The organism is Streptomyces poonensis, from assembly GCF_014650915.1.
Lineage (GTDB): Bacteria > Actinomycetota > Actinomycetes > Streptomycetales > Streptomycetaceae > Streptomyces > Streptomyces poonensis.
Genome location: NZ_BMVW01000003.1, coordinates 500,501 through 527,458, shown reverse-complemented (window position 1 = coordinate 527,458; position 26,958 = coordinate 500,501). Strand labels below are relative to the sequence as shown.

The 26,958-nt window shown below is 72.1% G+C and carries 21 protein-coding genes; 11 read left to right on the top strand and 10 right to left on the bottom strand.

Features of this window, described 5'->3' with window-relative positions; genetic code table 11:
• Nucleotides 1–112: 112 nt before the first annotated feature.
• The 7 genes from IE242_RS12320 to IE242_RS12290 form a co-directional block, all read right to left on the bottom strand.
• A complete protein-coding gene (locus IE242_RS12320) occupies nucleotides 113–1,318 on the bottom strand; it encodes an acyl-CoA dehydrogenase family protein (RefSeq protein WP_189858319.1) in 1,206 nt (401 codons plus the stop codon).
• A gap of 2 nt (nucleotides 1,319–1,320) precedes the next feature.
• Complete coding sequence (locus IE242_RS12315) at nucleotides 1,321–1,833, bottom strand: MaoC family dehydratase (protein WP_189858317.1); 513 nt, start codon at nucleotides 1,831–1,833, stop codon at nucleotides 1,321–1,323.
• A gap of 5 nt (nucleotides 1,834–1,838) precedes the next feature.
• Nucleotides 1,839–2,813, bottom strand: coding sequence for an HpcH/HpaI aldolase/citrate lyase family protein (locus IE242_RS12310; protein WP_189858315.1), 975 nt, complete (start codon nucleotides 2,811–2,813; stop codon nucleotides 1,839–1,841).
• Nucleotides 2,810–4,837 (bottom strand): ethylmalonyl-CoA mutase, encoded by a 2,028-nt coding sequence (locus IE242_RS12305; RefSeq protein ID WP_189858313.1) that lies wholly within the window; start codon nucleotides 4,835–4,837, stop codon nucleotides 2,810–2,812. The genes IE242_RS12310 and IE242_RS12305 overlap by 4 nt, the downstream gene beginning before the upstream one ends.
• Before the next feature lie 9 nt (nucleotides 4,838–4,846).
• On the bottom strand, nucleotides 4,847–6,184 hold the full coding sequence (gene ccrA, locus IE242_RS12300; protein WP_189858311.1) for a crotonyl-CoA carboxylase/reductase: 1,338 nt from the start codon (nucleotides 6,182–6,184) through the stop codon (nucleotides 4,847–4,849).
• Between the two features lie 434 nt (nucleotides 6,185–6,618).
• A complete protein-coding gene (locus IE242_RS12295; RefSeq protein WP_229858828.1) occupies nucleotides 6,619–7,437 on the bottom strand; it encodes a TetR family transcriptional regulator in 819 nt (272 codons plus the stop codon).
• A 136-nt stretch (nucleotides 7,438–7,573) separates the two neighbouring features.
• A complete protein-coding gene (locus tag IE242_RS12290; RefSeq protein ID WP_189858307.1) occupies nucleotides 7,574–9,379 on the bottom strand; it encodes a 3-hydroxyacyl-CoA dehydrogenase family protein in 1,806 nt (601 codons plus the stop codon).
• A 387-nt stretch (nucleotides 9,380–9,766) separates the two neighbouring features.
• On the opposite strand from IE242_RS12290, the gene IE242_RS12285 reads away from it, so the two are divergent.
• On the top strand, nucleotides 9,767–10,339 hold the full coding sequence (locus IE242_RS12285) for an adenylosuccinate lyase (RefSeq protein ID WP_189858305.1): 573 nt from the start codon (nucleotides 9,767–9,769) through the stop codon (nucleotides 10,337–10,339).
• Between the two features lie 51 nt (nucleotides 10,340–10,390).
• Here IE242_RS12285 and IE242_RS12280 read toward each other — a convergent pair whose 3' ends face one another.
• Together IE242_RS12280 and IE242_RS12275 are read right to left on the bottom strand one after the other, a co-directional pair.
• Entirely contained in the window at nucleotides 10,391–11,959 is a 1,569-nt protein-coding gene (locus tag IE242_RS12280; protein ID WP_189858303.1) for an alpha/beta hydrolase, read from the bottom strand.
• Nucleotides 11,960–12,128: 169 nt separating this feature from the next.
• Nucleotides 12,129–13,175, bottom strand: coding sequence for an Rv2578c family radical SAM protein (locus tag IE242_RS12275; protein ID WP_189858301.1), 1,047 nt, complete (start codon nucleotides 13,173–13,175; stop codon nucleotides 12,129–12,131).
• Between the two features lie 210 nt (nucleotides 13,176–13,385).
• Between IE242_RS12275 and IE242_RS12270 the strand changes: the two genes are divergently transcribed.
• The 10 genes from IE242_RS12270 to IE242_RS12225 all read left to right on the top strand — a co-directional run bounded on the left by IE242_RS12270 (nucleotide 13,386) and on the right by IE242_RS12225 (nucleotide 26,514).
• Nucleotides 13,386–13,829 (top strand): SRPBCC family protein, encoded by a 444-nt coding sequence (locus IE242_RS12270; protein ID WP_189858299.1) that lies wholly within the window; start codon nucleotides 13,386–13,388, stop codon nucleotides 13,827–13,829.
• A gap of 299 nt (nucleotides 13,830–14,128) precedes the next feature.
• Nucleotides 14,129–16,504, top strand: coding sequence for an MFS transporter (locus IE242_RS12265; protein ID WP_189858297.1), 2,376 nt, complete (start codon nucleotides 14,129–14,131; stop codon nucleotides 16,502–16,504).
• A gap of 244 nt (nucleotides 16,505–16,748) precedes the next feature.
• The gene (locus IE242_RS12260; RefSeq protein WP_189858295.1) at nucleotides 16,749–19,232 is read left to right on the top strand and encodes an ATP-binding SpoIIE family protein phosphatase; all 2,484 of its coding nucleotides are present in this window, start codon (nucleotides 16,749–16,751) and stop codon (nucleotides 19,230–19,232) included.
• Nucleotides 19,233–19,418: 186 nt separating this feature from the next.
• Entirely contained in the window at nucleotides 19,419–20,147 is a 729-nt protein-coding gene (locus tag IE242_RS12255) for a class I SAM-dependent methyltransferase (protein WP_189858293.1), read from the top strand.
• A gap of 125 nt (nucleotides 20,148–20,272) precedes the next feature.
• Nucleotides 20,273–21,106, top strand: coding sequence for a M55 family metallopeptidase (locus IE242_RS12250; RefSeq protein WP_189858292.1), 834 nt, complete (start codon nucleotides 20,273–20,275; stop codon nucleotides 21,104–21,106).
• Entirely contained in the window at nucleotides 21,099–22,448 is a 1,350-nt protein-coding gene (locus IE242_RS12245) for a M20/M25/M40 family metallo-hydrolase (protein WP_189858290.1), read from the top strand. The genes IE242_RS12250 and IE242_RS12245 overlap by 8 nt, the downstream gene beginning before the upstream one ends.
• A gap of 2 nt (nucleotides 22,449–22,450) precedes the next feature.
• A complete protein-coding gene (locus IE242_RS12240; RefSeq protein WP_189858288.1) occupies nucleotides 22,451–24,430 on the top strand; it encodes a S9 family peptidase in 1,980 nt (659 codons plus the stop codon).
• Nucleotides 24,427–25,371, top strand: a complete 945-nt coding sequence (locus tag IE242_RS12235) for a S66 peptidase family protein (protein WP_189858286.1) — start codon at nucleotides 24,427–24,429, stop codon at nucleotides 25,369–25,371. Before IE242_RS12240 ends, IE242_RS12235 begins: the two co-directional genes overlap by 4 nt.
• Before the next feature lie 42 nt (nucleotides 25,372–25,413).
• Entirely contained in the window at nucleotides 25,414–25,959 is a 546-nt protein-coding gene (locus IE242_RS12230; RefSeq protein WP_189858284.1) for a GNAT family N-acetyltransferase, read from the top strand.
• 132 nt (nucleotides 25,960–26,091) lie between these two features.
• Nucleotides 26,092–26,514 carry a DUF5709 domain-containing protein gene (locus IE242_RS12225; protein ID WP_189858282.1) on the top strand — a complete coding sequence of 141 codons (423 nt, stop codon included), beginning with the start codon at nucleotides 26,092–26,094 and terminating at the stop codon, nucleotides 26,512–26,514.
• A 39-nt stretch (nucleotides 26,515–26,553) separates the two neighbouring features.
• On the opposite strand, the gene IE242_RS12220 is transcribed toward IE242_RS12225, so the two are convergent.
• A complete protein-coding gene (locus IE242_RS12220; RefSeq protein ID WP_189858280.1) occupies nucleotides 26,554–26,910 on the bottom strand; it encodes a VOC family protein in 357 nt (118 codons plus the stop codon).
• Nucleotides 26,911–26,958 lie beyond the last annotated feature (48 nt).

Sequence of the window (26,958 nt, the reverse complement as noted above, 5' to 3'; positions counted from 1 at the left end):
TCGCGGGCTACAACTGGGCAAGCCAGGAAGCCGAGTCGGCGGCCGAAGACCGTTGACGGGGTGTGATCTTCTTCTCGAAGAAAACACCCCTAAAACGGTATGAACCGGACATCTAGCCCTGGAATCGATACTCTTCGAGCAGCCTCCGCCCGATGATCATTTTCTGGATTTCAGCGGTACCTTCACCGATCAGCAGCATCGGCGCCTCGCGGTACAGGCGCTCGATCTCGTACTCCTTGGAGAAGCCGTAGCCGCCGTGGATGCGGAAGGCGTCCTCCACGACCTCCTTGCAGTACTCGGACGCGAGGTACTTGGCCATGCCTGCTTCAAGGTCGTTTCGTTCCCCGGAGTCCTTTTTGCGGGCCGCGTTCACCATCATCGCGTGGGCGGCCTCGACCTTGGTGGCCATCTCCGCCAGCTTGAACTGGATGGCCTGGTGCTGGGCGATCGGCTTGCCGAAGGTGTGCCGCTGCTGCGCGTACCGAACGCCCAGCTCGAACGCGCGCTGGGCGACGCCGCAGCCGCGCGCGGCCACGTTCACCCGGCCGACCTCCACGCCGTCCATCATCTGGTAAAAACCTCGGCCGGTGACGCCGCCGAGCACCCGGTCGGCCGGTATGCGCAGCCCGTCCATGATGAGCTCGGTGGTGTCGACGCCCTTGTAGCCCATCTTGTCGATCTTGCCGGGGATGGTGAGGCCGGGGCGGACCTCCCCGAACCCGGGCTCCTTCTCGACCAGGAACGTGGTCATCGACTTGTGCGGGGCCGTGCCCTCGGGGTGTCCTTCGTCACTTCGGACGAGTACGGCGACGAGGGTTGACGTCCCGCCGTTGGTCAGCCACATCTTCTGACCGTTCAGGACGTAACTGTCACCGTCCTTGACCGCCTTCGATGTGATGGCGGACACATCAGAACCGAGGGCCGGCTCCGACATGGAGAACGCGCCCCGCACCTCACCGGTCGCCATCCGGGGCAGGAAGTGGTCCTTCTGCTCCTGCGTGCCGTGCTGCTTGAGCATGTACGCCACGATGAAGTGGGTGTTGATGATGCCGGAGACGGACATCCAGCCGCGGGCGATCTCCTCCACGCACAGCGCGTACGTGAGCAGGGACTCGCCCAGACCGCCGTACTCCTCGGGAATCATCAGCCCGAACAGCCCGAGCTCCTTGAGCCCGTCGACGATCTCCTGCGGATACTCGTCGCGGTGCTCCAGAGCGGTCGCGACGGGGAGGATCTCCTTGTCCACGAAGTCCCGGACGGTTGCGACGATCTCCTGCTGCACGTCCGTCAGTCCGGTGGTCTGGGCGAGTCGGGCCATGGCTACTTCTCCTGCTGCTTCAACTCGGGACGGCCGGGCTGCTCGCCGCCACGCTCCTTGATGTACGTCTCGGTCGGCACCATCACCTTGCGGCGGAACACGCACACGAGCGTGCCGTCCTGCTTGTAGCCCTTGGTCTCCACGTGCACGATCCCGCGGTCGCCCTTCGACTTCGACGGCCACTTGTCGAGCACGGTCGTCTCGCCGTAGATCGTGTCGCCGTGGAAGGTCGGCGCCACGTGCTTCAGCGACTCGATCTCCAGGTTGGCGATCGCCTTGCCGGAGACGTCCGGGACGGACATGCCGAGCAGCAGCGAGTAGATGTAGTTCCCCACCACCACGTTCTTGCCGAAGTCCGTCGTGTTCCCGGCGTAGTTCGCGTCCATGTGCAGCGGGTGGTGGTTCATGGTGAGGAGACAGAAGAGGTGGTCGTCGTACTCCGTGACCGTCTTCCCGGGCCAGTGCTTGTACACCGCCCCGACCTCGAACTCCTCGTAGGTGCGTCCGAACTGCATGGGCTTCAGGCCTCCGGGATCTCGAACTTCGAGGTGCGCTTCATGCCGGCGGCCCGGCCCTTGCCCGCGATGACCAGCGCCATCTTCCGGCTGGCCTCGTCGATCATCTCGTCGCCGAGCATCGCGGAGCCCTTCTTGCCGCCCGCCTCGGACGTGTAGTACTCGTACGCGTCGAGGATCAGCTCGGCGTGGTCGTAGTCCTCCTGCGAGGGCGAGAAGATCTCGTTGGACGCCTCGACCTGGCCCGGGTGCAGCACCCACTTGCCGTCGAAGCCGAGCGCGGCGGCGCGCTGGGCGACCTCGCGGTAGCCGTCGACGTTGCGGATCTGGAGGTAGGGGCCGTCGATGGCCTGGAGGTCGTTGGCGCGGGCGGCCATCAGGATCTTCATCAGGATGTAGTGGTAGGCGTCCGCCGGATAGCCGGGCGGCTGCTCGCCCACGACCAGCGACTTCATGTTGATGGAGGCCATGAAGTCGGCCGGGCCGAAGATGATGGTCTCCACGCGCTGGGAGGCCTCGGCGATCTCGTTGACGTTGTTCAGGCCGCGCGCGTTCTCGATCTGCGCCTCGATGCCGATCCGGCCGACCTCGAAGCCCATCGTCTTCTCGATCTGGGTGAGGAGCAGGTCGAGGGCGACGATCTGCTGGGCGTCCTGCACCTTCGGCAGCATGATGCAGTCGAGGTTCTGGCCGGCGCCCTCGACGACCGTGACCACGTCGCGGTACGTCCACTCGGTCGTCCAGTCGTTGACACGCACGACCCGCGTCTTGCCCGTCCAGTCGCCCTCGTTGAGGAACTTCACGACGGTGTGCCGCGCCTCGGGCTTGGCGAGCGGGGCGCAGGCGTCCTCCAGGTCCAGGAAGACCTGGTCGGCGGGGAGGCCCTGGGCCTTCTCCAGGAAGCGGGGGTTGCTGCCCGGGACCGCGAGGCACGAGCGTCGCGGCCGGAGCCGGTTGACCTGGGGAGCAGGGCTGGTCATGCGGGGACCTCCAGGGGGTCGAGCTTGTTCGCTTTCCGGATCTCGTCGACGATACGGCCGATGATTCCGGTGATGTCGAAGTCCTTCGGGGTGAAGACGGCGGCCACTCCGGCGGCCCTGAGCCGCTCGGCGTCACCGTTCGGGATGATCCCGCCGGCGATCACCGGGATGTCGGCCGCGCCGGCGTCGCGCAGCCGCTCCAGCACGTCCGGCACCAGTTGCGCGTGCGAGCCGGACAGGATGGACAGGCCGACCGCGTGCACGTCCTCGGCGAGGGCCGCGTCCACGATCTGCTCGGGCGTCAGCCGGATGCCCTGGTAGACCACCTCGAACCCGGCGTCACGGGCCCGCACGGCGATCTGCTCGGCGCCGTTGGAGTGCCCGTCCAGACCCGGCTTGCCGACCAGGAAGCGGAGCTTGCCGACGCCCAGGTCACGGGCGGTGGCGTCCACACGGCGGCGGACCCCGGCGAGCGCCGTCCCCTCCTCGGCGGTCACCGCGACCGGCGCGGACGACACACCCGTGGGCGCCCGGTACTCGCCGAACACCTCGCGCAGCGCGCCGGCCCACTCGCCGGTCGTGGCCCCGGCGCGGGCGCATTCGAGCGTGGCCTCCATGAGGTTGCCGGTGCCGCGGGCCGAATCCTTCAGCCGCTCCAGCGCCTTGCAGGGGCGGGGGTGGTTGAAGGGCGGCTGGTAGCGGGTGTCGCGCCAGTTCTGGAGGGCCTGCACCACCCGGGCCTCGACCGCCGGGTCGACCGTCTGGATCGCGGTGTCCAGGTCGGCCGTCAGCGGGTTCGGCTCGGTCGTCTCGTGGATGTTGACGCCGACGATCTTCTCCTGGCCGGACTCGATGCGCGCCCGCCGCTCGGCGTGCGAGGCGACGAGCTGCGACTTCAGATAGCCCGACTCCACGGCGGCCATCGCGCCGCCCATCTCCTGGATGCGGTCGATCTCGTCGAGGGCCTCCTCGACGAGCCGGGCCACCTTCTCCTCGATGACGTGCGAGCCGTCGAAGATGTCCTCGTACTCCAGCAGGTCGCTCTCGTGGGCGAGCACCTGCTGGATGCGCAGGCTCCACTGCTGGTCCCAGGGGCGGGGGAGGCCGAGGGCCTCGTTCCAGGCGGGCAACTGCACGGCACGCGCGCGTGCGTCCTTCGAGAGGGTCACGGCCAGCATCTCCAGCACGATCCGCTGGACGTTGTTCTCCGGCTGCGCCTCGGTCAGCCCGAGCGAGTTGACCTGGACGCCGTAGCGGAACCGCCGCTGCTTGGGGTTCTCGATGCCGTACCGCTCGCGTGTGATGCGGTCCCAGATGCGGCCGAACGCCCGCATCTTGCACATCTCCTCGATGAAGCGGACGCCCGCGTTCACGAAGAAGGAGATACGGGCGACTACATCGCCCATGCGCTCCTGGGGCACCTGGCCGCTGTCGCGCACCGCGTCGAGCACGGCGATCGCGGTGGACATCGCGTACGCGATCTCCTGCACCGGCGTGGCCCCCGCCTCCTGCAGGTGGTAGCTGCAGATGTTGATCGGGTTCCACTTCGGCATGTGGGAGACCGTGTACGCGATCATGTCGGTCGTCAGCCGCAGCGAAGGGCCCGGCGGGAACACGTGCGTGCCCCGCGACAGGTACTCCTTCACGATGTCGTTCTGGGTCGTCCCCTGGAGCTCGGTGATGTCCGCGCCCTGCTCCTCGGCGACCACCTGGTAGAGCGCCAGCAGCCACATGGCGGTGGCGTTGATGGTCATCGAGGTGTTCATCTGCTCCAGCGGGATGTCCTGGAACAGCCGGCGCATGTCACCGAGGTGCGAGACCGGGACGCCGACCCGGCCCACCTCCCCGCGCGCGAGGACGTGGTCGGGGTCGTAGCCGGTCTGCGTCGGCAGGTCGAACGCGACCGACAGTCCGGTCTGGCCCTTGGCGAGGTTGCGCCGGTAGAGCGCGTTGGAGGCCTCGGCGGTGGAGTGACCGGCGTAGGTGCGCATCAACCACGGCCGGTCCTTCTTACGTTCCGTCATGCACGCCCCCTAGACGTTCCGGAAGCGGTTGATGGCGTCGATGTGCTGGGCGCGCTTCTCCGCGTCGCGCACGCCGAGGCCCTCCTCGGGGGCGAGGCACAGGACGCCGACCTTGCCCTGGTGGAGGTTGCGGTGGACGTCGTACGCGGCCTGGCCGGTGTCCTCCAGGGAGTACACCTTCGACAGCGTGGGGTGGATCTTGCCCTTGGCGATGAGGCGGTTGGCCTCCCAGGCCTCGCGGTAGTTGGCGAAGTGGGAGCCGATGATGCGCTTCAGGGACATCCACAGGTAGCGGTTGTCGTACTGGTGCATGTAGCCCGAGGTGGAGGCGCAGGTGACGACCGTGCCGCCCTTGCGGGTCACGTACACGGACGCGCCGAAGGTCTCGCGGCCGGGGTGCTCGAAGACGATGTCGACGTCCTCGCCGCCGGTCAGCTCGCGGATGCGCTTGCCGAACCGCTTCCACTCGCGCGGGTCCTGGTTGTGCTCGTCCTTCCAGAACTTGTAGTCCTCGGCGGTGCGGTCGATGATCGCCTCGGCGCCCATGGCACGGCAGATCTCCGCCTTCTGCGGGCTGCTGACGACACAGATCGGGTTGGCGCCGCCGGCGAGGGCGAACTGCGTCGCGTACGAGCCCAGGCCGCCGCTCGCGCCCCAGATGAGCACGTTGTCGCCCTGCTTCATGCCGGCGCCGTTCCGCGACACCAGCTGCCGGTACGCCGTGGAGTTCACCAGGCCGGGAGCCGCGGCCTCCTCCCAGCTCAGGTGGTCCGGCTTCGGCATGAGCTGGTTGGACTTGACGAGCGCGATCTCGGCGAGGCCGCCGAAGTTGGTCTCGAAGCCCCAGATGCGCTGCTCGGGGTCGAGCATCGTGTCGTTGTGGCCGTCGCTCGACTCCAGCTCCACGGAGAGGCAGTGCGCGACGACCTCGTCACCGGGCCGCCAGGCGTTGACGCCGGGGCCGGTGCGCAGGACGACGCCCGCGAGGTCGGAGCCGATGACGTGGTACGGCAGGTCGTGGCGCTTGGTGAGCTCGCTGAGGCGGCCGTAGCGCTCCAGGAACCCGAAGGTCGACAGCGGCTCGAAGATGGACGTCCACACCGAGTTGTAGTTGACCGAGGAGGCCATCACCGCCACCAGGGCCTCGCCCGGGCCGAGCTCCGGGACCGGGACCCGGTCCAGGTGGATCGACTTGCGGGGGTCCTTGTCGCGGGTGGGGAGCCCGGCGAACATCTCCGTCTCGTCCTTGTGCACGGTGATCGCGCGGTACGACTCGGGGAGCGGCAGAGCGGCGAAGTCGGCGGGAGTCGAGTCCGGCGACTGGATCGCGTCCAGGATTTCCTTCACGGTGTTGCCTCCGGCGACGAGCGTCGAGCGTCCTGAGGGAAGACGCTTGCTGAGGGTTACGTCGGGTGCTGCTGAGGGGTGTGAGGGGTGCCGTCGGTTCGGCGCGGGGTGCGGTGGTACGGCAGCGCTTTGTGGCGCGGAAGGTGCCTGTGACGCAGGCGTCCGGGCGCGCTCGCCAAGGGCTCGCGGGGACAGTCGGCGTACAGGGGATCTCTGCTCGCCGGCCGCCCGGACAACATCAACGTATGGCACGCCGTGTCACCTGACAAGGCACCGAGTGCCAACAATTTCTCTCACTTGTTCTACGGTCGTCTCAAATGAGCGATGATCGATCAGAGTGGTGGGCGGCTGGGGGGTGAAACGGCCCGTGACATGGCAAAACGGCCACCCCTCGGGGTGGCCGTTCTCACAGTGCCGACAGGCGGAGAAACCGTTCAGCGGTCGCGCAGCGCCTGTTCGATCGTCTTCATGACCTCGTCGAGCGGGGCGTCGGTCCGGGCCACGGCCACCAGCACCTCGCCCTGCGAGGCGACGGACGCCGTGGACGGGGTGGCGGCCCGCGGCGCGGCCGTGCGGCCCGCGCCGATGCCCGTGCCGAACGTCCTGCGGACGATCGCGAAGGCATGGTCCAGCTGGGTCTCCACGTCGCCCTGCCCGCCGGCCCGCAGCCAGCGCCGCAGCACGTGGTTGTGCGCGGTGACGACCGCCGAGGCGGCGACCTCGGCCAGCAGCGGGTCGTCGTTGCCGTCGTCGTGGTGCGCGTGCTCGTCGAAGTGGCCCAGCAGGTAGCGCGTGAACAGCCGCTCGTAGCGGGCCACCGAGGCGATCTCGGCCTCGCGCAGGGTGGGGACCTCCCGCGTGAGCTTGTAGCGCTGCACCGAGATCTCCGGCCGCGCCGCGTACATCTTCATGACTTCCTTGATGCCGCGGCACACCGTGTCGAGCGGGTGCTCGTGCGCCGGGGCGGCGTTCAGCACCGCCTCGGCGCGGACCAGGGTGTCGTCGTGGTCGGGAAAGATCGCCTCTTCCTTCGAACGGAAGTGGCGGAAGAAGGTGCGGCGGGCCACCCCGGCCGCCGCGGCGATCTCGTCGACGGTGGTCGCCTCGTACCCCTTCGTCGCGAAGAGCTCCATGGCCGCGGCCGCCAGTTCCCGGCGCATCCTGAGCCGTTGCGCGGCGGCGCGACTGCCCGCGGCGCTCTCCGGGGCGTCGGGCGTGGCTGGTGTACGTGAGGTCTTCGCGGCCTGGGACATGCCTCGAACGTACTGCATATGTGCGAAGGATCGGGCCGGACCACCGGTTCCCCCGCCCTCGGCGGGCGGGGGACGATCGGCCGGATCCAGCAGGCCGCCCCAGTCGGCGCCGCCTGTGAACCAGTCGCCGGGCCGCTCAGCGCTTGGCATATTCGCGGAAGCCGCGGCCCGTCTTGCGGCCGAGGCAGCCCGCGGCCACCAGGTGCTCCAGCAGCGGCGCCGGGGCGAGACCCGGGTCGCGGAACTCGCGGTGCAGCACCCGCTCGATGGCCAGCGAGACATCGAGCCCGACCACGTCCAGCAGCTCGAACGGGCCCATCGGATAGCCGCCGCCCAGCTTCATCGCCGCGTCGATGTCGTCCAGCGACGCGTAGTGCTCCTGGACCATCTTGACCGCGTTGTTGAGGTACGGGAACAGCAGCGCGTTCACGATGAAGCCGGCGCGGTCGCCGCAGTCCACCGGGTGCTTGCGGACGGCGGTGCACAGCGCGCGGACCGTGGCGTGCACGTCGTCCGCGGTCAGCACGGTGCGGACGACCTCGACGAGCTTCATCGCCGGGGCCGGGTTGAAGAAGTGCATGCCGATCACGTCCTGCGGGCGCGAGGTGGCCTTGGCGAGGGCCACGACGGGCAGCGAGGAGGTGGTGGTGGCGAGGATCGCGCCCGGCTTGCAGACCTTGTCGAAGGCGGCGAAGAGCTGCCGCTTGATCTCCAGGTCCTCGGCGACGGCCTCCAGGGCGAGATCGACGTCGGCGAACGCGTCGTACGAGCCCGCCGGGGCGATCCGGTCCAGGGCCTGCGCGGCCGCCTCCGCCGTCATCCGGCCCTTGTCGACGGAGCGGGCGAGCGACTTGCCGATCCGGGCCCGCGCCGCCTGCGCCTTCTCCTCGCTGCGCGCGGCGAGCACCACGTCGTACCCGGCCTTCGCGAAGACCTCGGCGATGCCCGACGCCATCGTGCCCGAGCCCGCGACGCCGACGGAGCGGACGGCGCGGCCGGGCACCACCGAGGCGCCGTCGCGCGGCGTCAGCGCGTCCGGCACGACGGCGGCACTGCCCGGGGCCTCGTAGGTGTAGAAGCCGCGGCCGGCCTTCCTGCCTGTCAGGCCCGCCTCGCTGAGCTGCTTGAGGATGGGCGCGGGGGCGTGCAGACGGTCGTGCGAGGCGTTGTACATGGCCTCCAGGACCGTGCGCGCCGTGTCGATGCCGATTAGGTCGAGCAGGGCGAGGGGGCCCATCGGCAGCCCGCAGCCGAGCCGCATCGCCGCGTCGATGTCCTCGCGGGAGGCGTACCGGGCCTCGTACATCGCGGCGGCCTGGTTGAGGTAGCCGAACAGCAGCCCGTCGGCGACGAACCCGGGCCGGTCGCCCACGGCGACGGGCTCCTTGCCCAGGTCCAGGGCGAGGTCCGTGACCGCGGCGACGGCCTGGGGCGAGGTCAGCACGGACGAGACGATCTCGACCAGCTTCATCGCCGGGGCCGGGTTGAAGAAGTGCATGCCGAGCACCCGCTCGGGACGGGCCGACTCGGCGGCCAGCCGGGTCACGGACAGGGCGTTGGTGCCGGTCGCGAGGACGGCGTCCGGGCGGACGATCACGTCGAGCTCGCGGAAGACCTGCTGCTTGACCTCGTACGACTCCGGGACGACCTCGACGACCAGATCGGCGTCGGCCGCGGCCCGGAGGTCGGTGAAGGTGCGGAAGCGGGCGAGGACGTCGCCGCGCTCGTCCTCGGTGATCCGCCCGCGCGCCACGGCGCGGGCGGTCGAGGACTCCAGGGCGGCGACGGCCCGCGCCGCCGCGGCCGCGCTGATGTCGATGCCGACGACCTCGCGGCCGGCCCGGGCCAGGACCTCGGCGATACCGGTGCCCATGGTGCCGAGGCCGACCACGGCGATCGTCTGGAGCGGGGACGGGGAAGTGCCGGACTGGGGAGTGGCCATCGCGGGACTCCAGGGATGAGGGTGACGACTGGGAACACGCCGGGGTGCGTCGAAGAGTGCACCCGGCGCGAAGGGCTGCGATTGCGGGTGTTGCCGGGCTGCGTACGCACACGCCCGGTGCCGTCGCGCGGGCGTGCGCCCGCGGAACGGCGTTCACCGACCGGCCCTGTCCCGGAGCCGCGTCGTACTGCGGTACTCGACGTACCGAACCGACTGCTCTCGTGCTCTCGCGACGACTGCGTCACCAGGCCGTCGCGAGGAAGGCGAGCGGGTAGCTCGCTCGATTGAGCTTAACCCGTGAGTAACGAGCGCGCCAGTCCCCGCCGGTCCGCGTCGGCTTGGTCATGTACGCCCCCAGTGACGCGGCGCACCCCTAGGCTCGGTCGCATGAGCGAAGAGTTCCGATCACTCACGGAGCGCATACGAAGGGAGTCGGGGGCGTCGCTGGCGTACGACCGGCTGACGGCGACCGGCGACCTCGACGAACTGGCCGGTGTGCTCATCGCTCCCGGACAGCCGCTGTGGGCACGGGAGCTGGCCGCCTTCCGGCTCGGCGTCGCCGGGGACAGGCGGGCCTTCGAGTCACTCGTCCTCCTCCTCAACCACCGCGACCCGCAGCGCTGTGCCTCCGCCGCGTACGCCCTGGCGCAGCTCGGCGATCCGCGCACCGGCCGCGCCGCCGCCGCGCTCGCCACCAACGAACTCCGGGTCGCCTACGCGCTCCACCCCGTACGGCTCCTGGTGGCACTGCGCGCTCCCGAGGCCGTGCCCGCGCTGATCACCACCCTGGAGCGGCGGCTGCGCCCGCACGATCCGTACCGCAAGGTCGCCCTCGCCTGCGTCGAGGGACTGGGCGCGCTGGGGGACCCGCGGGCGCGGCGCGTCCTCACCGAGGCGCTGGCGCACCCGGCGCTCGCGGAGGCGGCGGCCGCCGCGCTGAAACGGCTGCCCACGGGGTGAGCGCCGCGATGGCGCCCGACGGCGTCCGCGGCGTCCGACGGTGTCCCGTGGTCAGCCCCGGAAGCCCAGCAGCCCGTGCAGCGCCGCGCCCGGTACGTCGTCGGCTCCCGTCTTCCCGGTCACCGGCCCCGGGTCGGGCAGCGGCTCGCACAGCGCGTCCACCTCACCGGCGGCGCGCGGCACCGTGCCGTCGGACAGGTAGGCCGCCAGATGCCGGTCCAGGCAGGCGTTGCCGCTCAGCGTGATGCCGTGGTTGCCGCCGCCGTCCTCCACCACCAGGCTGGAGCCGCGCAGCAGACGGTGCAGGGTGACAGCGCCCGCGTACGGGGTGGCCCCGTCGTGCGTCGCCTGGAACAGCAGCACCGGCGGCACCGCCTCGCCCGAGACGTCCACCGGCCGCAGCGGAGTGCCCGGCCAGAAGGCGCACGGGGCGTTGAACCAGGCGTTGTTCCAGGTCATGAACGGCGCCTCCGCGTACTGGGCCCAGTTGTCGTGGCGCCACCGCCGCCAGTCGCGCGGCCAGGGCGCGTCATGGCACTGCACCGCCGCGTAGACGCTGTAGGTGTTCTCGTCCGCCGCGTCGACGGCGCCGAGGTCGCGGTACGCCGCCACGAGCGGGCCGGTGTCCCCGTCGTTCACGAACTGTGCGAACGCCTCGGCGAGACGGGGCCAGTGGCCGTTGAAGTAGCCGCCGGGGAGGAACGTGTCCTCCAGTTCCCCGGCGCCCACCCTGCCACCCGCGGGCTCCGCGGCGAGGGTGTCGCGCATCGCGTACCACTGGGCCTCGACACCGGCCGGGTCGGTGCCCAGCCGGTACGTGGCGTCGTGTCGCGCCACCCAGGCCAGGAACGCCCGGTGGCGGTCGTTGAGGGCCCGGTCCTGCAGGAGGTTGCTGTCGTACCACACGCGCGCGGGGTCGACGACGGAGTCCAGCGCCATCCGCCGCACCCGGTCGGGGTGCAGCTTCGCGTACACGGCGCCCAGGTAGGTGCCGTACGAGTACCCGAAGTAACTGATCTTCCCCGCGCCGAGCGCGCGGCGGATCACGTCCATGTCCCTGGCCGCGCTCACCGTGCCCATGTACGGCAGGACGTCCCCGTACTTGCCGGCGCATCCCTCGGCGAACGCCCGCGCGCGGGCGAGGCCGGCGCCCTCCGCGTCCGGTGCGGCCGGCAGCGGGTCGGGCCGTGGCGCGGCGAAGTGCCCGGGCCGGCAGTTCAGGGCCGGCCTGCTCGCGCCGACGCCCCGCGGGTCGAAGCCGATGACGTCGTACTGGGCCGCCACCTCCTTCGGCAGCGAGGAGGCGACGAACCCGGCCAGCCTCCGGCCGCTGCCACCGGGTCCGCCCGGGTTGACCAGCAGCGGGCCCTGGTACGTCCGCGCGGTGTGCGGAACGCGGGACAGGGCGAGCGTGATCTGCCGTCCGTGCGGGTCCGCATGGTCGAGGGGCACCTTCAGGGACGCGCACTGGAGTGTCGGGTGCTCGCCGGTGCCGCAGTTCTTCCAGGCGGGGCCCGGTGCGGGGCGGGCGGTCGCCGTGGACGGGGCCGCCGTGACGAGCGAGGCGATCACTACGGCGCACAGGAGGGGTGCGCACAGGGCGGCTGCGTGTTTCCTCATCGGGTGCCTCCCGGGACGGAGGAATGCCGAGCCGCGCGCGTCACGGCTCTCGTCGCATCCGTCCCGGCAGGGGGCTGTGCAGGAACTCGCCGAGCCGGAACGTGACCCGATTGGTCCGCCAGAAGCGTCCGGACGCCCGGACACTCGGGTGCGGTGCGGTGCTCTGCGGTCAGAGCAGTGTGAGCTGGGTGGGTGCCGCGTCGGCCGCCTCCGCCGCCGTCTCCGGCGCGGGCGCCGGGATCCTGCGTGACAGCCCGGGGCGCCAGGGCCCGATGCCGTACTCCTGGGCCAGCGCGTGCACCTGGCCCGTGATCCGGCGCTGGTACCACTTCGGGGCGTACGAGCCCTGTGCGTACAGCCGCTCGTAGCGCCGTACGAGATGCGGATGGTGGCGCTCCAGCCAGGCCATGAACCACTCACGGGCGCCGGGCCGCAGATGCAGCACCAGGGGTGTCACCGAGGTGGCGCCGGAGGCAGCGATGGCCCGGACCGTCTCGCGCAGCCGGTCCGGCTGGTCGCTCAGGTACGGGATCACGGGGGCCATCAGCACGCCGCAGCCGATGCCGTGATCGGTGAGGGTGCGCACGACGTCCAGGCGGCGCTCCGGAGCGGGCGTGCCCGGCTCCACCGTGCGCCACAGCTCCCGGTCGGTGAAGCCCACGGAGACGGAGATCCCCACCTCGGTGACCCGGGAGGCCTGCACGAGCAGATCGAGGTCGCGCAGGATCAGCGTGCCCTTGGTCAGGATCGAGAACGGGTTCGCGTGGTCGCGCAGGGCCGCGATGATGCCCGGCATCAGCCGGTAGCGGCCCTCCGCCCGCTGGTAGCAGTCGACGTTGGTGCCCATCGCGATGTGCTCCCCGTGCCAGCGCGGGGAGGCGAGCCGGTGGCGCAGCAGCTCCGGCGCGTTGACCTTGACCACGATCTGGGAGTCGAAGCCGAGGCCCGTGTCGAGGTCGAGATAGCTGTGGGTCTTGCGCGCGAAACAGTAGACACACGCGTGTGTGCAACCCCGGTACGGGTTCACCGTCCACTCGAAGGGCATGCGGGAGGCGCCCGGAACCCGGTTCACGATCGATCTCGCCCGGACCTCGTGGAAGGTCATGCCGCGGAACTCCGGGGTGTCGAAGGTGCGGCTGACCACCGCGTCCGCGCCGAACAGCGCGGCGTTCCGGGCCGTGGCGGGGTTGTCGTCGGCCAGATGGTCCCAGCGCATGGGCGCCTCCTCGGTAGCACTGGCCTCAGAATAGAACATGTGTTCCCTTGATCGTGCGAACTCATTTTCGAGCGTCGTGTGAGGGTCCCGCCCGTACCTGCCCTGGGCGGTGGTTTCGCTGTCCGTCACCGGCCCCCGATTTGGGCGGCTCGGCAGCCTGATGGTTGGCTTTCCGCCAACACGAGCAACCAAGTGCTGGAGGAAGTGCAGATGGCACAGGTCGAGGCCACCACGGAGCGCATCGTCGCCGCGGACGCGGACACGGTGTTCGACACCCTGGCCGACTACAGCGGCACGCGCGCGAAGCTGCTGCCCGAGCACTACAGCGAGTACGAGGTCCGCGAGGGCGGTGACGGCGAGGGCACCCTCGTCCACTGGAAGCTCCAGGCCACCAGCAAGCGCGTCCGCGACTGCCTGCTGGAGGTCACCGAGCCGACCGACGGCGAGCTCGTCGAGAAGGACCGCAACTCCTCCATGGTCACCACCTGGCGGGTCACCCCGGCCGGAGAGGGCAAGTCCCGCGTCGTCGTCGTCACCGTCTGGAACGGTGCCGGCGGCATCGGCGGCTTCTTCGAGAAGACCTTCGCTCCCAAGGGCCTCGCCCGCATCTACGACACCGTCCTCGCCAACCTCGCCGCCGAGGTCGAGAAGTAGGAGGGGAAGGGCCGGCGGGCAGGGGGGAGGGCGGACGGGCCTTGTCCGCCCTCCCCTTCCTCCTTGCCCCACGCGGCGACCGCCGCGCTCCTCCGCGCCTTTCCGTGCCCCTCCGCACTCCCGCGCGCGCCGTCGCGCTCGATGTGATCGGCAACAGCCCGTGCTCCGGGGCCTGTTGCCATCTCACTGATTCGGGTGGATCTGCCGTGACGTGCGCCGTTTCGCCGTAACTCGTGGAGCTTGCCGGAAGTTGTCGCGTAACGCGGGAACCGCCCGGCATGCGACGAGGGGAGCGGCACATGAGCGGGATCACGCTGGCACAGGAAGAACCGGCCACCGCGCCTCCACCGGACCGCGAGCCGCCCGAACCCGCGCCGTTGCCGCTCGGCCCCCGGCGGGCGCGGCTGGTTCTCCTCGGGCTCCTGCTCACGCTGCTGCTCGCCGCGCTGGAGCCGCTGGCCGTGGCCACCGCGCTGCCGCGGATCGCCGGCGAGCTGGACGGCATGGACCGGATGTCCTGGGCGATCGCCGCCCCGCTGCTCGCCACCGCCGTCGGCCTGCCGGTCCACGGCAGGCTCGGCGACCGCTACGGGTACAGGACCGTGTTCCGGTTCGCGCTCGCCGTCTTCATCGCCGGCTCGGCGCTCGCCGGCTGGTCGCGCACCATGGACCAGCTCGTCGTCTTCCGCGCGCTCCAGGGCCTGGGCGCCGGCGGACTCCTGACCGGCGTGCAGATGATCGCCGCCGACATCGCGCCGGCCGGGAGGCGCGGCCGCTTCCTGGGAGCGATCGGCGCCGTCTTCGGCCTCGCCTCCCTCGCCGGACCCCTCCTGGGAGGCCTGCTCACGGACCACCTCTCCTGGAGATGGTGCTTCCTCCTCAACATCCCCTTCGGGCTGATCACCCTCGCCGCCGTCGCCCTGGTGCCCAAGCCGCCGAAGAACCGCCCGAAGGCGCGCCCCGACGTCCTCGGGGCCCTGCTCCTCACCGCCGCGTCGGCCTCCCTGGTGCTGCTCGCCGGATGGGGCGGCACCGCGTACGCCTGGAACTCGCCCGTCGTCCTGGGGCTCGCCGCCTCGGCCCTGGCCGCGACCGCCCTCTTCCTGCTCACCGAGCACCGCGCGGCCGACCCCCTGATCCCGCTCCGGCTGTTCAGGGACCCGGTCGTCACCGTCACCTGGGCGGTGGGCTGCACGACCGGCGTCGCGCTCTTCGCCGCCTGCGGCTACCTGCCGCTCCACCTGCAGATGGCCGGCGGGATGTCGGCGACCGCGTCCGGGCTGTTCATGCTGCCGATGACGGCCGGCATCGTCGGCGCGTCCGTCCTCGCCGGTGAGCTCGTCAGCCGTACCGGGCACTACCGGACGTACCCCGTCCTCGGCACCGCTGTCGCCGCCGTGGGCATGTGGCTCCTCGCCCGCCTGGAGGCGGACACGCCCCCGCTGTACTTCGCCATCGGGACGGCCGTCCTCGGCGCCGGCATCGGCACGGTGATGCCCGTCCTGGTGCTCGCCGTGCAGAACGCGGTGCGCCCGGCCGACGCCGGCATCGCGACCGGGGCGGGCGACTGGGCCCGGCACCTCGGCGGCAGCGTCGGCGTGGCCCTCTTCGGCGCGCTCCTCGCCGGCCGGCTCGCCGACCGCCTGCCCCCGCGCGCGGGCGACGGCTGGCCGGACCCCGCCGCCCTCGGCCCCGAGGCCGTGCACGCCCTGCCCGCGGTGCTGCGCGACGAGTACACCGGGGCGTACGCCGAGGCCGTCCCGGGCGTCTTCGGTCAGCTCGTGCCGGTGCTCGTCCTCGGCCTCCTCCTCGCCTTCGTCCTCCTCACCTTCCTCAAGGGCAGACCACTGGTGTCCGACAGCGTTCCCGAGTCCCCACCGGTCCCGCCGACGCGCTCCCCGCACACCGGCGAGCCGACCGTGCGCGGCACCGTGCGGCGCCACGACGGCATGGCCGTGGCACGAGCCGCGCTGACCCTCCTCGACGTGACGGGACAGCAGACCGGGCGGGGCACCGGCGGCGAGGACGGCCGGTACGCGCTCACCGCACCCGGCCCGGGGGCGTACGTGCTCATCGCCGCGGCCGACGGCCACCAGCCGCAGGCGGTGACCGTCACCGTGGGCAAGGGCCCCGTGGACGTCGACATGGTGCTCGGCGGCACCGGACGGCTCATCGGACGCGTCGCCACCGCCGACGGGAACCCCCTGCCGGACGCCGCCGTCACGGTCACCGACGTCCAGGGACAGATCGTCGCCACCACCCGCAGCGGACCGGAGGGCGGCTACGCCGTCACGGACCTCCCAGCGGGCGAGTACACCCTCACCGCGGCCGCGCACACCTTCCGCCCGGCCGCCCTCCCCGTCACCGTCCGCCCCGCGCGCGAGATCCACCAGAACATCGAACTCGCGGGCGGCGAGGTGCTGCGGGGCACGGTCCGCGCCGGCGCCGGTCGGCCCGTCGACGCTGCCCGCGTCACCCTGCTCGACACCGCGGGCAACGTTGTCGGCACCCTGGTCACGGGCCCCGACGGCACCTACTGCTTCGCCGACCTCGCCGCCGGCGAGTACACCCTCGTCGCCTGCGGCTACCCGCCCGCCGCCACGGTTCTCGAGGTCGCGGGCGGCAGCGGAGCGGAGAGGGACATGCACCTGGGGCACGACGACGAGGAAGGCTGACGAGTGAGGCCGGCGCGTGAGGCCGGCGAGGAAGGCCAGGGCAGGGCCGGGAGCATACGCGGAGGGGGCGCGTCCGGCGGAGGGACGCGCCGGTGAGAGCGCGCCGGAGGCGACCCGGGAGCCGAATTCGACCGTTGCCCCACATCGCGACCGTACGCCGCCGTACGGTGGTGACTTGCGGCACACATCTCGCCGAGAAGACGGCGCACATCCCACGAAACCGTGAGGAGAGAGGGCCGGGGCCATGGACCGTGGCGCAGGCAGCGGCGCACCTCCCGGCCAGGCGGCCGGAGGGGAACCGGCGGTGGAGCACACCGCCGGCCGTGTTCCCCTGGCCGTGGTCGTGGTCGACCGCGACGGCCTCGTCTCGCACTGGAGCAGCGGCGCGCGGCGGCTGTTCGGCGCCGCCAAGGAGGACGCCGTGGGCCGTACCGCGGTGGACCTGCTGCCCGTGTCCGGCGCACTGCCCGAGAACACCGAGAACGACGACGCGCCCTACGGGACGTACGCCGACCTGGACGGACTCGGCCCCGGACTGGAGACCTCCCTGGCGGGCCGGCTGTCCTACCCGGCCGCCGGACGGGCCCGGATCACGGTGGACCGGGGCCGTGTCGACGTGCTCTGGTGGGCGTACCCCCTCGTCGGCCCCGGACAGGGGCGGCTGCTCGTCCTCGCCGCCGACGCGGGCGCGCTGCGGCACGACGAGGGCGCGGCGGAGGCCGGGGGCGCCGAGGGCACCGGCGTCGAGCGGATCGCTCCCGGCTTCGCCCTGTACACCGACTTCCCCGGCGCGGAGGACCTCGCCCGCCGCCTCCCCGAGATCCTGCCGAGCATGAGCGTCGACGAGAGCGCCCGCATCGTCGCGCAGGTCCTCGAACTCGGCTATCCCGTCCTGGAGTTCAGCCAGCAGGACCGGGTGCCCGTCACTCCCGACTGGGGCGTTGCGCGCAGGGCGGAGCGCCGGGCACGCCGCGAGCGGGCCGCCCGCGCCGTCGCCGAGGGCCTGCCCGTACCGGAGGAGCTGCGCGACGAGGCCGAGGACCTCGAGTACGCCGCCGTGCGCGAACGTCTCGAGTTCCTGAACGAGGTCAGCTCGCGCATCGGCACCTCCCTCGACCTCTCCAGGACCATCGTCGAGGTCAGCAAGGCCGTCGTGCCCCGCTTCACGGACGTCGCGGGCACCTATCTGCGCGAACAGGTCGTCGCCGGCGAGGGGTTCCCCGAGGGCGTGCCCGACACCACCACCCTGTGGCACCGCGTCGCCGTCGAGCACACGGACGAGCCGGGCCGCTGGGACGACGTCGTGCCGGTCGGCGAGGCCATGCCGTTCCCCGCGCACACGCCGTTCTTCCAGTGCATGACCAGCGGCGAGCCCGTCCTCGTGCCGCGCATCAGCGAGCAGATGGGTCACGCGATCGCCGCCCAGTTCGAGAAGCGGGACATCCGGCCGCTGATCACCCACCGCTCCATGCTGGTGGTGCCCCTCAAGGCGCGCGACGTGGTCCTCGGCTTCATGATCCTGCTGCGGCACCCGGAGCGGGCCGAGTTCAACGACATGGACCGGGTCACGGGCGCCGAACTCGCCGCACGCGCGGGCCTCGTCCTCGACAACGCGCGCATGTACACGTACCAGGAGAGCGTCGCCGAGACACTCCAGGACAGCATGCTGCCGCACATCCCGGCGCGCCGCGCGGGCTGTGACATCGCCACCCGCTATCTGCCCGGCACGCTGCTCGGCCGGGTCGGCGGTGACTGGTTCGACTCGGTCAAGCTGCCCGGTGCCCGCACCGCCCTCGTCGTCGGTGACGTCATGGGACACGGACTCAACTCCGCGGCGATGATGGGGCAGTTGCGCACCGCGGTGCAGACGATGGCCGCGCTCGACCTGCCGCCGGCGCAGCTCCTGCGCAACCTCGACGACCTCGCCCAGCGCCTCGGCGAGCACTATCTCGCGACCTGTCTGTACGCCGTCTACGACCCGATCGCCGGCGAGCTGCACCTCGCCAACGCGGGCCACATCCCTCCCGTGCTGGTACGGGCGCGGGACGGCCGCAGCGAGCTGCTGGAGCTGCCCACGGGTGCGCCCATCGGGGTCGGCGGCGTCGCGTTCGAGGCGGTACGCGTGCGCATGGAGCCCGGCGACCGCCTCGTGATGTGCACCGACGGGCTGGTCGAGGTGCGCGGCGAGGACATCGGTGTCGGCCTCGCCACGCTCTGCGAGTCCGCCGCCCATCCGGCCGCGTCCATGGACGACGCCTGCGACACGATCATCCGCGCCCTCAACACCCGGGGCGGACGCAAGGACGACGTGGCCCTGCTGCTGGCCCGCCTCAACGGCATCGAACCCGAGGACGTCGCCGAGTGGGTGTTCACCCACTACCCGGCGGAGGTCGGCCGGGCCCGGGCCGCGGTCCGCGAACAGCTCCATGTCTGGGGTTTTACGGCGCTCGCGGACACCGCCGAGCTGCTGGTCGGCGAGCTGGTCGCCAACGCCGTACGGCACGCGCGCGGGCAGCGGATCGAGCTACGGCTCGTACGCGGCGACACACTGCTGTGCGAGGTCGACGACGAGGACCCCACACTGCCGACGCTGCTCGGCGCGGGCCCCGGCGACGAGTCCGGGCGGGGCCTGCGGGTGGTCAGCACCCTGGCCCGGGAGTGGGGCACCAGCCGGACCAGCGTGGGCAAGACGGTCTGGTTCGAGCTGACGCTGCCGCGACGGCGCTGACGGAACGCTGCCGGGGCGGGGGCGTACGAGAACCTCCTGAGGGGCGCGTGGGGCGCTCGACGGCGTGCGTCCCCGGAACGGGGCGTAAAGGAAGCCGCACTGTGCTTGTCGCTCCCTGTCCGGCGCGATACACCCGTGGTCCGGTCCACCGCCTTCGATGGGCCGCGCGCACCCTGGGGAGTAGGTATGAGCGTCACCAGTCGGTACAGGCAGGCGTGGGAGGGCTTCTGGAGCGAGGCCCCCGAGGAAGAAGGGGCCGTTTTCTGGGACACGGAGCCCAGGGCGACCGCGGGCATCCACCTCGCCCTCTTCGAGCCGTATCTCGCCCACCCCGGACTGCCGGTCGTGGATCTCGGCTGCGGCAACGGAACGCAGACCCGGTATCTGGCGGACCGCTGTCCGCGCGTCGTGGGCGTCGATCTGTCGGCCGCCGCCCTCGACCACGCCCGGCGCGCCGACCCCGCGGGACGGGCCGCGTACCGGCTGCTCGACGCGGCGGAGACGGCACAGGTCCAGGCGCTGCACGCGGAACTCGGCGACGCCAACGTCTACATGCGGGGCGTGCTGCACCAGTGCGAGCCCGAGGACCGGCAGCCGCTCGTCGACGCCCTGGCCACCCTGGTGGGGGAGCGGGGCCGGGCCTTCCTGGTGGAGCTCACCGAGGCCGCCCGCCCGCTGCTGCTGGGCCTGGCCCGGGGCAGCGACGGGCCGCCGGCCAAGCTGGCCCCCGTCCTGCGGCACGGCATCGCACCGGGCGAGGTCGCCGACGACGCCGTTCCCGTCTTCCTGCGCAGGGCCGGCCTCACGGTCCTCGCGAGCGGTGAACTGCCCCTCGCCACCACGGAGCACACCGCCGACGGGACCCTTATCGAACTGCCGTCGAAGTGGCTGGTCGCGGGCCGCGCGGAGGGGTGAGGAACGGGGTCGCACGAGCCGGTGCACGAGCACGTGGCTCGAACGGACGCACGCTGCCGGCCCGGCGAAGTGAGAGTTTTCCACAGGCCTGAGCGCGGATGGCCGAGGGCGCGTACGGTGCTGGCATGAAGATCCTCATCAGCGCCGACATGGAGGGCGCCACGGGGGTGACATGGCCCGCCGACGTGCTGCCGGGCACCCCGCAGTGGGAGCGGTGCCGGTCCATGTTCACCTCCGACGTGAACGCCGCGGTGCTCGGCTTCCTCGACGGCGGAGCCGACGAGGTGCTGATCAACGAGGCGCACTGGACCATGCGCAACCTGCTCCTGGAGCGCCTCGACGAGCGGGCCGAGATGCTCACCGGCCGCCACAAGGCGCTGTCCATGGTGGAGGGCGTGCAGCACGGGGACGTGGACGGGGTCGCGTTCGTCGGCTACCACGCGGGCGCCGGCATGGAGGGCGTCCTCGCGCACACCTACCTGGCCAACTCCATCACCGGGGTGTGGCTGAACGACACACGGGCCAGCGAGGGCCTGCTCAACGCCCATGTCGTCGCTGAGTACGGCGTCCCGGTCGTCCTCGTCACCGGCGACGACGTGGCCTGCGAGGACGCCCTCGGCTACGCCCCCGAGGCGCTCAAGGTCGCGGTCAAGGACCATGTGTCCCGCTACGCGGCGGTGTGCCGGCCACCCGCCAGGACCGCCGCCGAGATCCGCGCGGCGGCCAGGGACGCGGCGGCGCTCGCGGTGCGCCGCACACCGGTCCGGGCGGGGCCGCACACCGTCGCGCTCGAGTTCGACGCCGAGCACCTCGCGATGGCCGCCACCGTCGTCCCGGGCGTGGACCGCATCGGCGAGCGCAAAGTGGCCTACACCAGCCCGGACATGTACGAGGGCATCCGTACGTTCAAGACAGTCACCACGGTCGTCTCGGCCGCTGTGGAGGAGCAGTATGGCTGAGCGGAACACGAGTGAGCAGGACGAGCAGGGCGGGGAGATCGACGAGGGGGCCCTCGACGAGGTCGTACGGTTCACCTCCGACCTCATCCGCATCGACACCACCAACCGCGGCGGCGGGGACTGCCGGGAGCGGCCGGCCGCCGAGTACGCGGCCGCGCGGCTGGCCGAGGCGGGCCTCACGCCCACCCTGCTGGAGCGCACCCCGGGCAGGACCAACGTGGTCGCCCGCATCGAGGGCACCGATCCGTCGGCCGACGCGCTGCTCCTCCACGGGCACCTCGACGTGGTGCCCGCGCAGGCGGAGGACTGGAGTGTGCACCCGTTCTCCGGGGAGGTCCGGGACGGCGTGGTCTGGGGCCGGGGCGCCGTCGACATGAAGAACATGGACGCGATGATCCTCGCCGTCGTCCGCGCGTGGGCGCGGCTCGGCGTACGGCCCCGGCGCGACATCGTGATCGCGTTCACGGCCGACGAGGAGGCGAGCGCCGAGGACGGCTCCGGCTTCCTCGCCGACAAGCATGGCGAGCTGTTCGAGGGGTGCACGGAGGGCGTCAGCGAGTCGGGGGCGTACACCTTCCACGACGGGGCGGGCCGGCAGATCTACCCGATCGCGGCGGGTGAGCGCGGCACCGGCTGGCTCAGGCTCACCGCGCGCGGCCGGGCGGGCCACGGCTCCAAGGTCAGCCGGAACAACGCGGTGACCCGGCTGGCCGCCGCGGTCACGCGCATCGGTGCCCACGAGTGGCCCGTCAGGCTCACCCCCACCGTGCGGGCCGCGCTGGTGGAACTGGCCGCCCTGTACGGCATCGACGACCCGGACCTCGACGACGTGGACGCGCTGCTGAACGAGCTGGGGCCCGCCGCCGCCCTCGTCGAGGCGACCGTCCGCAACAGCGCCAACCCGACCATGCTGACCGCCGGTTACAAGGTCAACGTGATTCCGGGGGAGGCCGTGGCCTATGTGGACGGCCGGTATCTGCCCGGCGGGGAGGACGAGTTCGTCACGACCCTCGACCGGCTCACCGGACCCGGGGTGGAATGGGAGTTCCACCACCGTGAGGTGGCCCTCCAGGCGCCGGTGGACTCGGTGACGTTCGCGCGGATGCGGGCGGCCGTCGAGGAGTTCGCGCCCGAGGGGCACGTCGTGCCGTTCAGCATGTCCGGCGGCACGGACGCCAAGCAGTTCTCACGGCTCGGTATCACCGGCTACGGCTTCACCCCGCTGAAGCTGCCTCCGGGGTTCGACTACAACGCGCTCTTCCACGGCGTCGACGAGCGAGTGCCGGTGGAGGCGCTCCACTTCGGGGTACGTGTCCTCGACCGCTTCCTGCGGACGGTCTAGAGATGGGGGACGAGGTGCAGACCCTGGCGTACGGTTCGTGGCCCTCTCCGATCGACGCGTCGCTCGCCGCCCGGCACGACGGGCGTGCCGAGTTCGTGGGCTTCGTCGGGGAAGAGGCGTGGTGGACCGAGCCCCGGCCCACCGAGGGCGGCCGGCGCACCCTGGTCCGGCGCACACCCGACGGCACGGAGGAGACGGTGCTGCCCGCGCCGTGGAACGTGCGCAGCCGGGTCATGGAGTACGGCGGGCACCCCTGGGCGGGCGCCGCGCGGGTGGACGGACCGCTGGTGGTCTTCGTGAACTTCGCCGACCAGCGGCTCTACCGGTACGAGCCCGGCGGTGTACCCCGGCCGCTCACTCCGGTGTCCCCGGTGGGCGGCGGACTGCGCTGGGCGGAACCGCGGCTGCGGCTCGACCGGGACGAGGTGTGGTGCGTGCTGGAGGAGTTCACCGGGGACGGGCCCACGGACGTACGGCGCGTCCTCGCCGCGGTGCCGCTGGACGGATCGGCGGCCGGCGACCGGGACGCCGTACGGGAGCTGACCGGCGCCGGTCACCGCTTCGTGACCGGGGCCCGGCTCTCGCCCGACGGGCGGCGCGCGGCCTGGCTCGCCTGGGACCATCCGCGGATGCCCTGGGACGGCACGGAGCTGCTGGTCGCGGAGGTGACCGGGGACGGCACGTTCGGGGAGCCGCGCACGGTCGCCGGAGGACCGGAGGAGTCCGTCGCGCAGGCCGACTGGGCCGCCGACGGCACGCTCCTGTACAGCAGTGACCGTACCGGCTGGTGGAACCTGTACAGGAGGGACCCGCAGGGCCGCGAGCGGGCCCTGTGCCCGCGCGAGGAGGAGTTCGGCGGGCCGCTGTGGAAGCTCGGGTGGCGCTGGTTCGCGCCGCTGGACAGCGGGCTGATCGCCGTCGTGCACGGGCGGGGCACCACCTGTCTGGGCATCCTCGACCCGGAGAGCGGCGAGGTCGTCGACGCGGCCGGGCCGTGGACCGAGTACGAGCCCACGCTCGCCGTGCACGGCACCCGGATCCTCGGCGTCGGAGCGAGCCCCCGCAGCGCGTACGAGGTCGTCGAACTGGACGCCCGCACCGGCCACGCGCGCGTCGTCGGGGACGCCCACGACGACCCCGTCGACCCGGCGTACTACCCCGAACCGCAGATGCGCACCTTCACCGGCCCCGACGGACGGGAGATCCACGCGCACATCTACCCCCCGCACCACCCCGGCCACGTGGCGCCCGACGACGAGCTGCCGCCGTACGTGATCTGGGCGCACGGCGGCCCCACCAGCCGTGCACCCCTCGTCCTCGACCTGGCGATCGCCTACTTCACCTCGCGCGGCATCGGCGTCGCCGAGGTCAACTACGGCGGTTCGACCGGGCACGGGCGGGCGTACCGCAACCGGCTGCGCGAGCAGTGGGGCGTCGTGGACGTCGAGGACTGCGCGGCCGTCGCGCTCGCGCTCGCCGACGAGGGCACCGCCGACCGCGGCCGGCTCGCGATCCGCGGCGGCAGCGCCGGCGGCTGGACCACCGCCGCGTCGCTCGCCTCGACCGACGTCTACGCCTGCGGCACGATCCTCTACCCGATCCTCGACCTCACCGGCTGGGGCTCGGGGGAGACCCATGACTTCGAGTCGCAGTACCTGGAGACGCTGGTCGGGCCGCTCGCCGAGGTGCCCGGCCGGTACGCGGAACGGTCGCCCGCCGAGCACGCCGACCGGATCACCGCTCCGTTCCTGCTGCTCCAGGGGCTCGACGACGTGATCTGCCCGCCCGCGCAGTGCGAGAGGTTCCTGGCCCGGATGGAGGGACGGCGGGTATCGCACGCGTACATGACGTTCGAGGGGGAGGGGCACGGCTTCCGGCGGGCCGACACGATGGTGCGGGTGCTGGAGTCCGAACTCTCCCTGTACGCGCTGGTCTTCGGCCTCAACCCGCCCGGCATCCCCACCCTGGAGCTCACCAAGTGACAGCGACCGCCCCGCTCGGGCCGCTCACCCGGCCCGCCCGTCTCGCCCCCGGCGCACGCGTCGCCGTCGTCGCGCCCAGCGGCCCGGTCCCCGAGGAGCGGCTGAGCGCCGGACTCGACATCCTCCGCGGCTGGGACCTCGACCCCGTCGTGGCGCCCCATGTCCTCGGCCGGCACCCCGAGTTCGGCTATCTCGCGGGCACCGACGCCGACCGGGCGGCCGACCTCCAGGCCGCCTGGTGCGACCCGGACGTCGACGCGGTGCTGTGCGCCCGCGGCGGCTACGGGGTGCAGCGGATGGTGGATCTGCTCGACTGGGACGCGATACGGGCCGCGGGACCCAAGGTGTTCGTCGGGTTCAGCGACATCACCGCGCTGCACGAGGCGCTCGCCGTCCGGGCCGGGGTCGTGACGCTGCACGGACCGATGGCCGCGGGCGTCGACTTCCTCAAGAACGCGCGGGCGCAGGACCATCTGCGGGCCACCCTCTTCGCACCGGAGACGGTACGGACCATCACCGCCGGCCGGGCGGCGGCGCTGGTGCCCGGGCGGGCCCGGGGCGTCCTGCTCGGCGGCTGCCTCAGCCTCCTCGCGGCCGAGCTGGGCACCCCGCACGCCCGGCCCTCCGCACGCGGCGGACTGCTCTGCCTGGAGGACGTCGGCGAGGACACGTACCGCCTGGACCGCTACCTCACCCAGCTGCTGCGCGCGGGCTGGCTCGACGGCGTCGCCGGAGTCGTCCTCGGCTCCTGGGCGGACTGCGCCCCGTACAGCGAGGTGCGGACCCTGCTCGCCGACCGGCTGGGCGGGCTCGGGGTGCCGGTCGTGGAGGAGCTCGGGTTCGGGCACGGGGAAGGGGCGCTGACCGTTCCCTTCGGGGTGACGGCGGAACTGGACGCGGGGGAGGGCACCCTGACGCTGGACGAACCGGCGCTGGTCTGAGGCGGGCCGTGTCTCGGCGTCCCGGCCGCGTACTGTGACGGGATGCTCGCTCCTGGAAACGCCTGTCTCGCCGAAGGACCCGGCGTCGGCATCCGGCACTTCACCCTCCACGACGGCGCCGAGTTCACCGCACGGGCGCGGGAGAGCAAGGACCTGCACCACCCGTGGCTGTTCCCGCCCGACAACGTCACCGCGTACACCGCCTACGCGGGGCGGCTGATCGAGGACCCGACGAAGGCCGGGTTCCTCGTCTGCGAGAAGGACGGCGGGGGCATCGCCGGGTTCATCAACATCAACAACATCGTCGAGGGCGCCTTCCTGTGCGGGGCCCTCGGGTACGGGGCCTTCGCGCACGCCGCGGGGCGGGGGCTGATGACCGAGGGGCTGCGACTCGTCCTCGACCACGCCTTCACCGTGCTGGGCCTGCACCGGCTGGAGATCAACGTGCAGCCCGGCAACGCCGCGTCCATCGCGCTGGCCCGGCGCTGCGGGTTCCGGCTGGAGGGGTTCTCGCCCGCCTTCCTCTTCATCGACGGGGCCTGGCGGGACCACCAGCGGTGGGCGCTCACGGCGGACATGCCCCGGTGACCCCGGCCCTCACAAGGCACCCGCGCCGAATCGTGGCGATCTTCTCCGGCTGCGCCGACTGAGCCGCCCGCGACGGGGAACCCGGCAGGTCGTAAGGCCGACCGCAGGCAGCGACGGAAGGAGGCGGACAGCATGAGCCGCAGGCCGCACGATCCCGGGGCCGACCCTGAGGACGAGGGCATTCCGGATCTGCAGGACGGCACACCGGAACAGCAGTGGTCATCGGACCCGCAGCAGGAGTCCGTGCCCGGGGACGAGCCCACGGCAGCCATGGCACACGGCACCACCGCGAACGAGGCCCGGGAGGGCGAGTCGCTGGACGAACGGCTGGCGGAGGAGGAACCGGAACCCGACCCCACCGTTCCGCCGGGCCCGCCCGAGGAGCGGGCCGGGCTGCTGTACGACGAGCCGGACCCCGACCGGCCGCGTGAGCAGGACGTCTACTCCCAGGAAGGATCGACGCACGGGCTGTCGGCGGAGGAGGACGCGGTACGGATCCGCGACGAGGACGACTTCGCGGAGGACCAGCTGGAGTACCGGGCGGACACGCCCTGACCGCTCGCACCGGGCACCGGCCGGTCCGCCCGGTCCGTCTCAGGCGTCGGCCGCCCGGCGGTCCACGTACTCGTACACCGAGCCGTCCGGGTGCATGGCGATGAGGTTGCGGCCCACGGGTGTCGCCACCGGGCCCGCGAGGACACGGGCGCCGGACGCGGTGAGCACCTGGTGGGCCTCCTCCACGTCCTTGACGGCGATGGTCGCGGCGACCTTGCGGAGCACCTCCAGTTCGGCCTCGGGGCCGCTCATCAGGAGGAAGCAGCCGACCGCGGCCACCTGGACGCCGCCGCGTTCGAAGCGCAGCGCCCGGCTGCCGGCGAGCCGTTCGTAGAAGGGGACCGTGGTCTCCAGGTCGTCGACGCAGATGCGCAGCGTGGCTCCCAGAATCTCCATGCCGTCGAGCGTAGTTGGGACCGGCCGGGAAGGAGATCGTTTCCACGG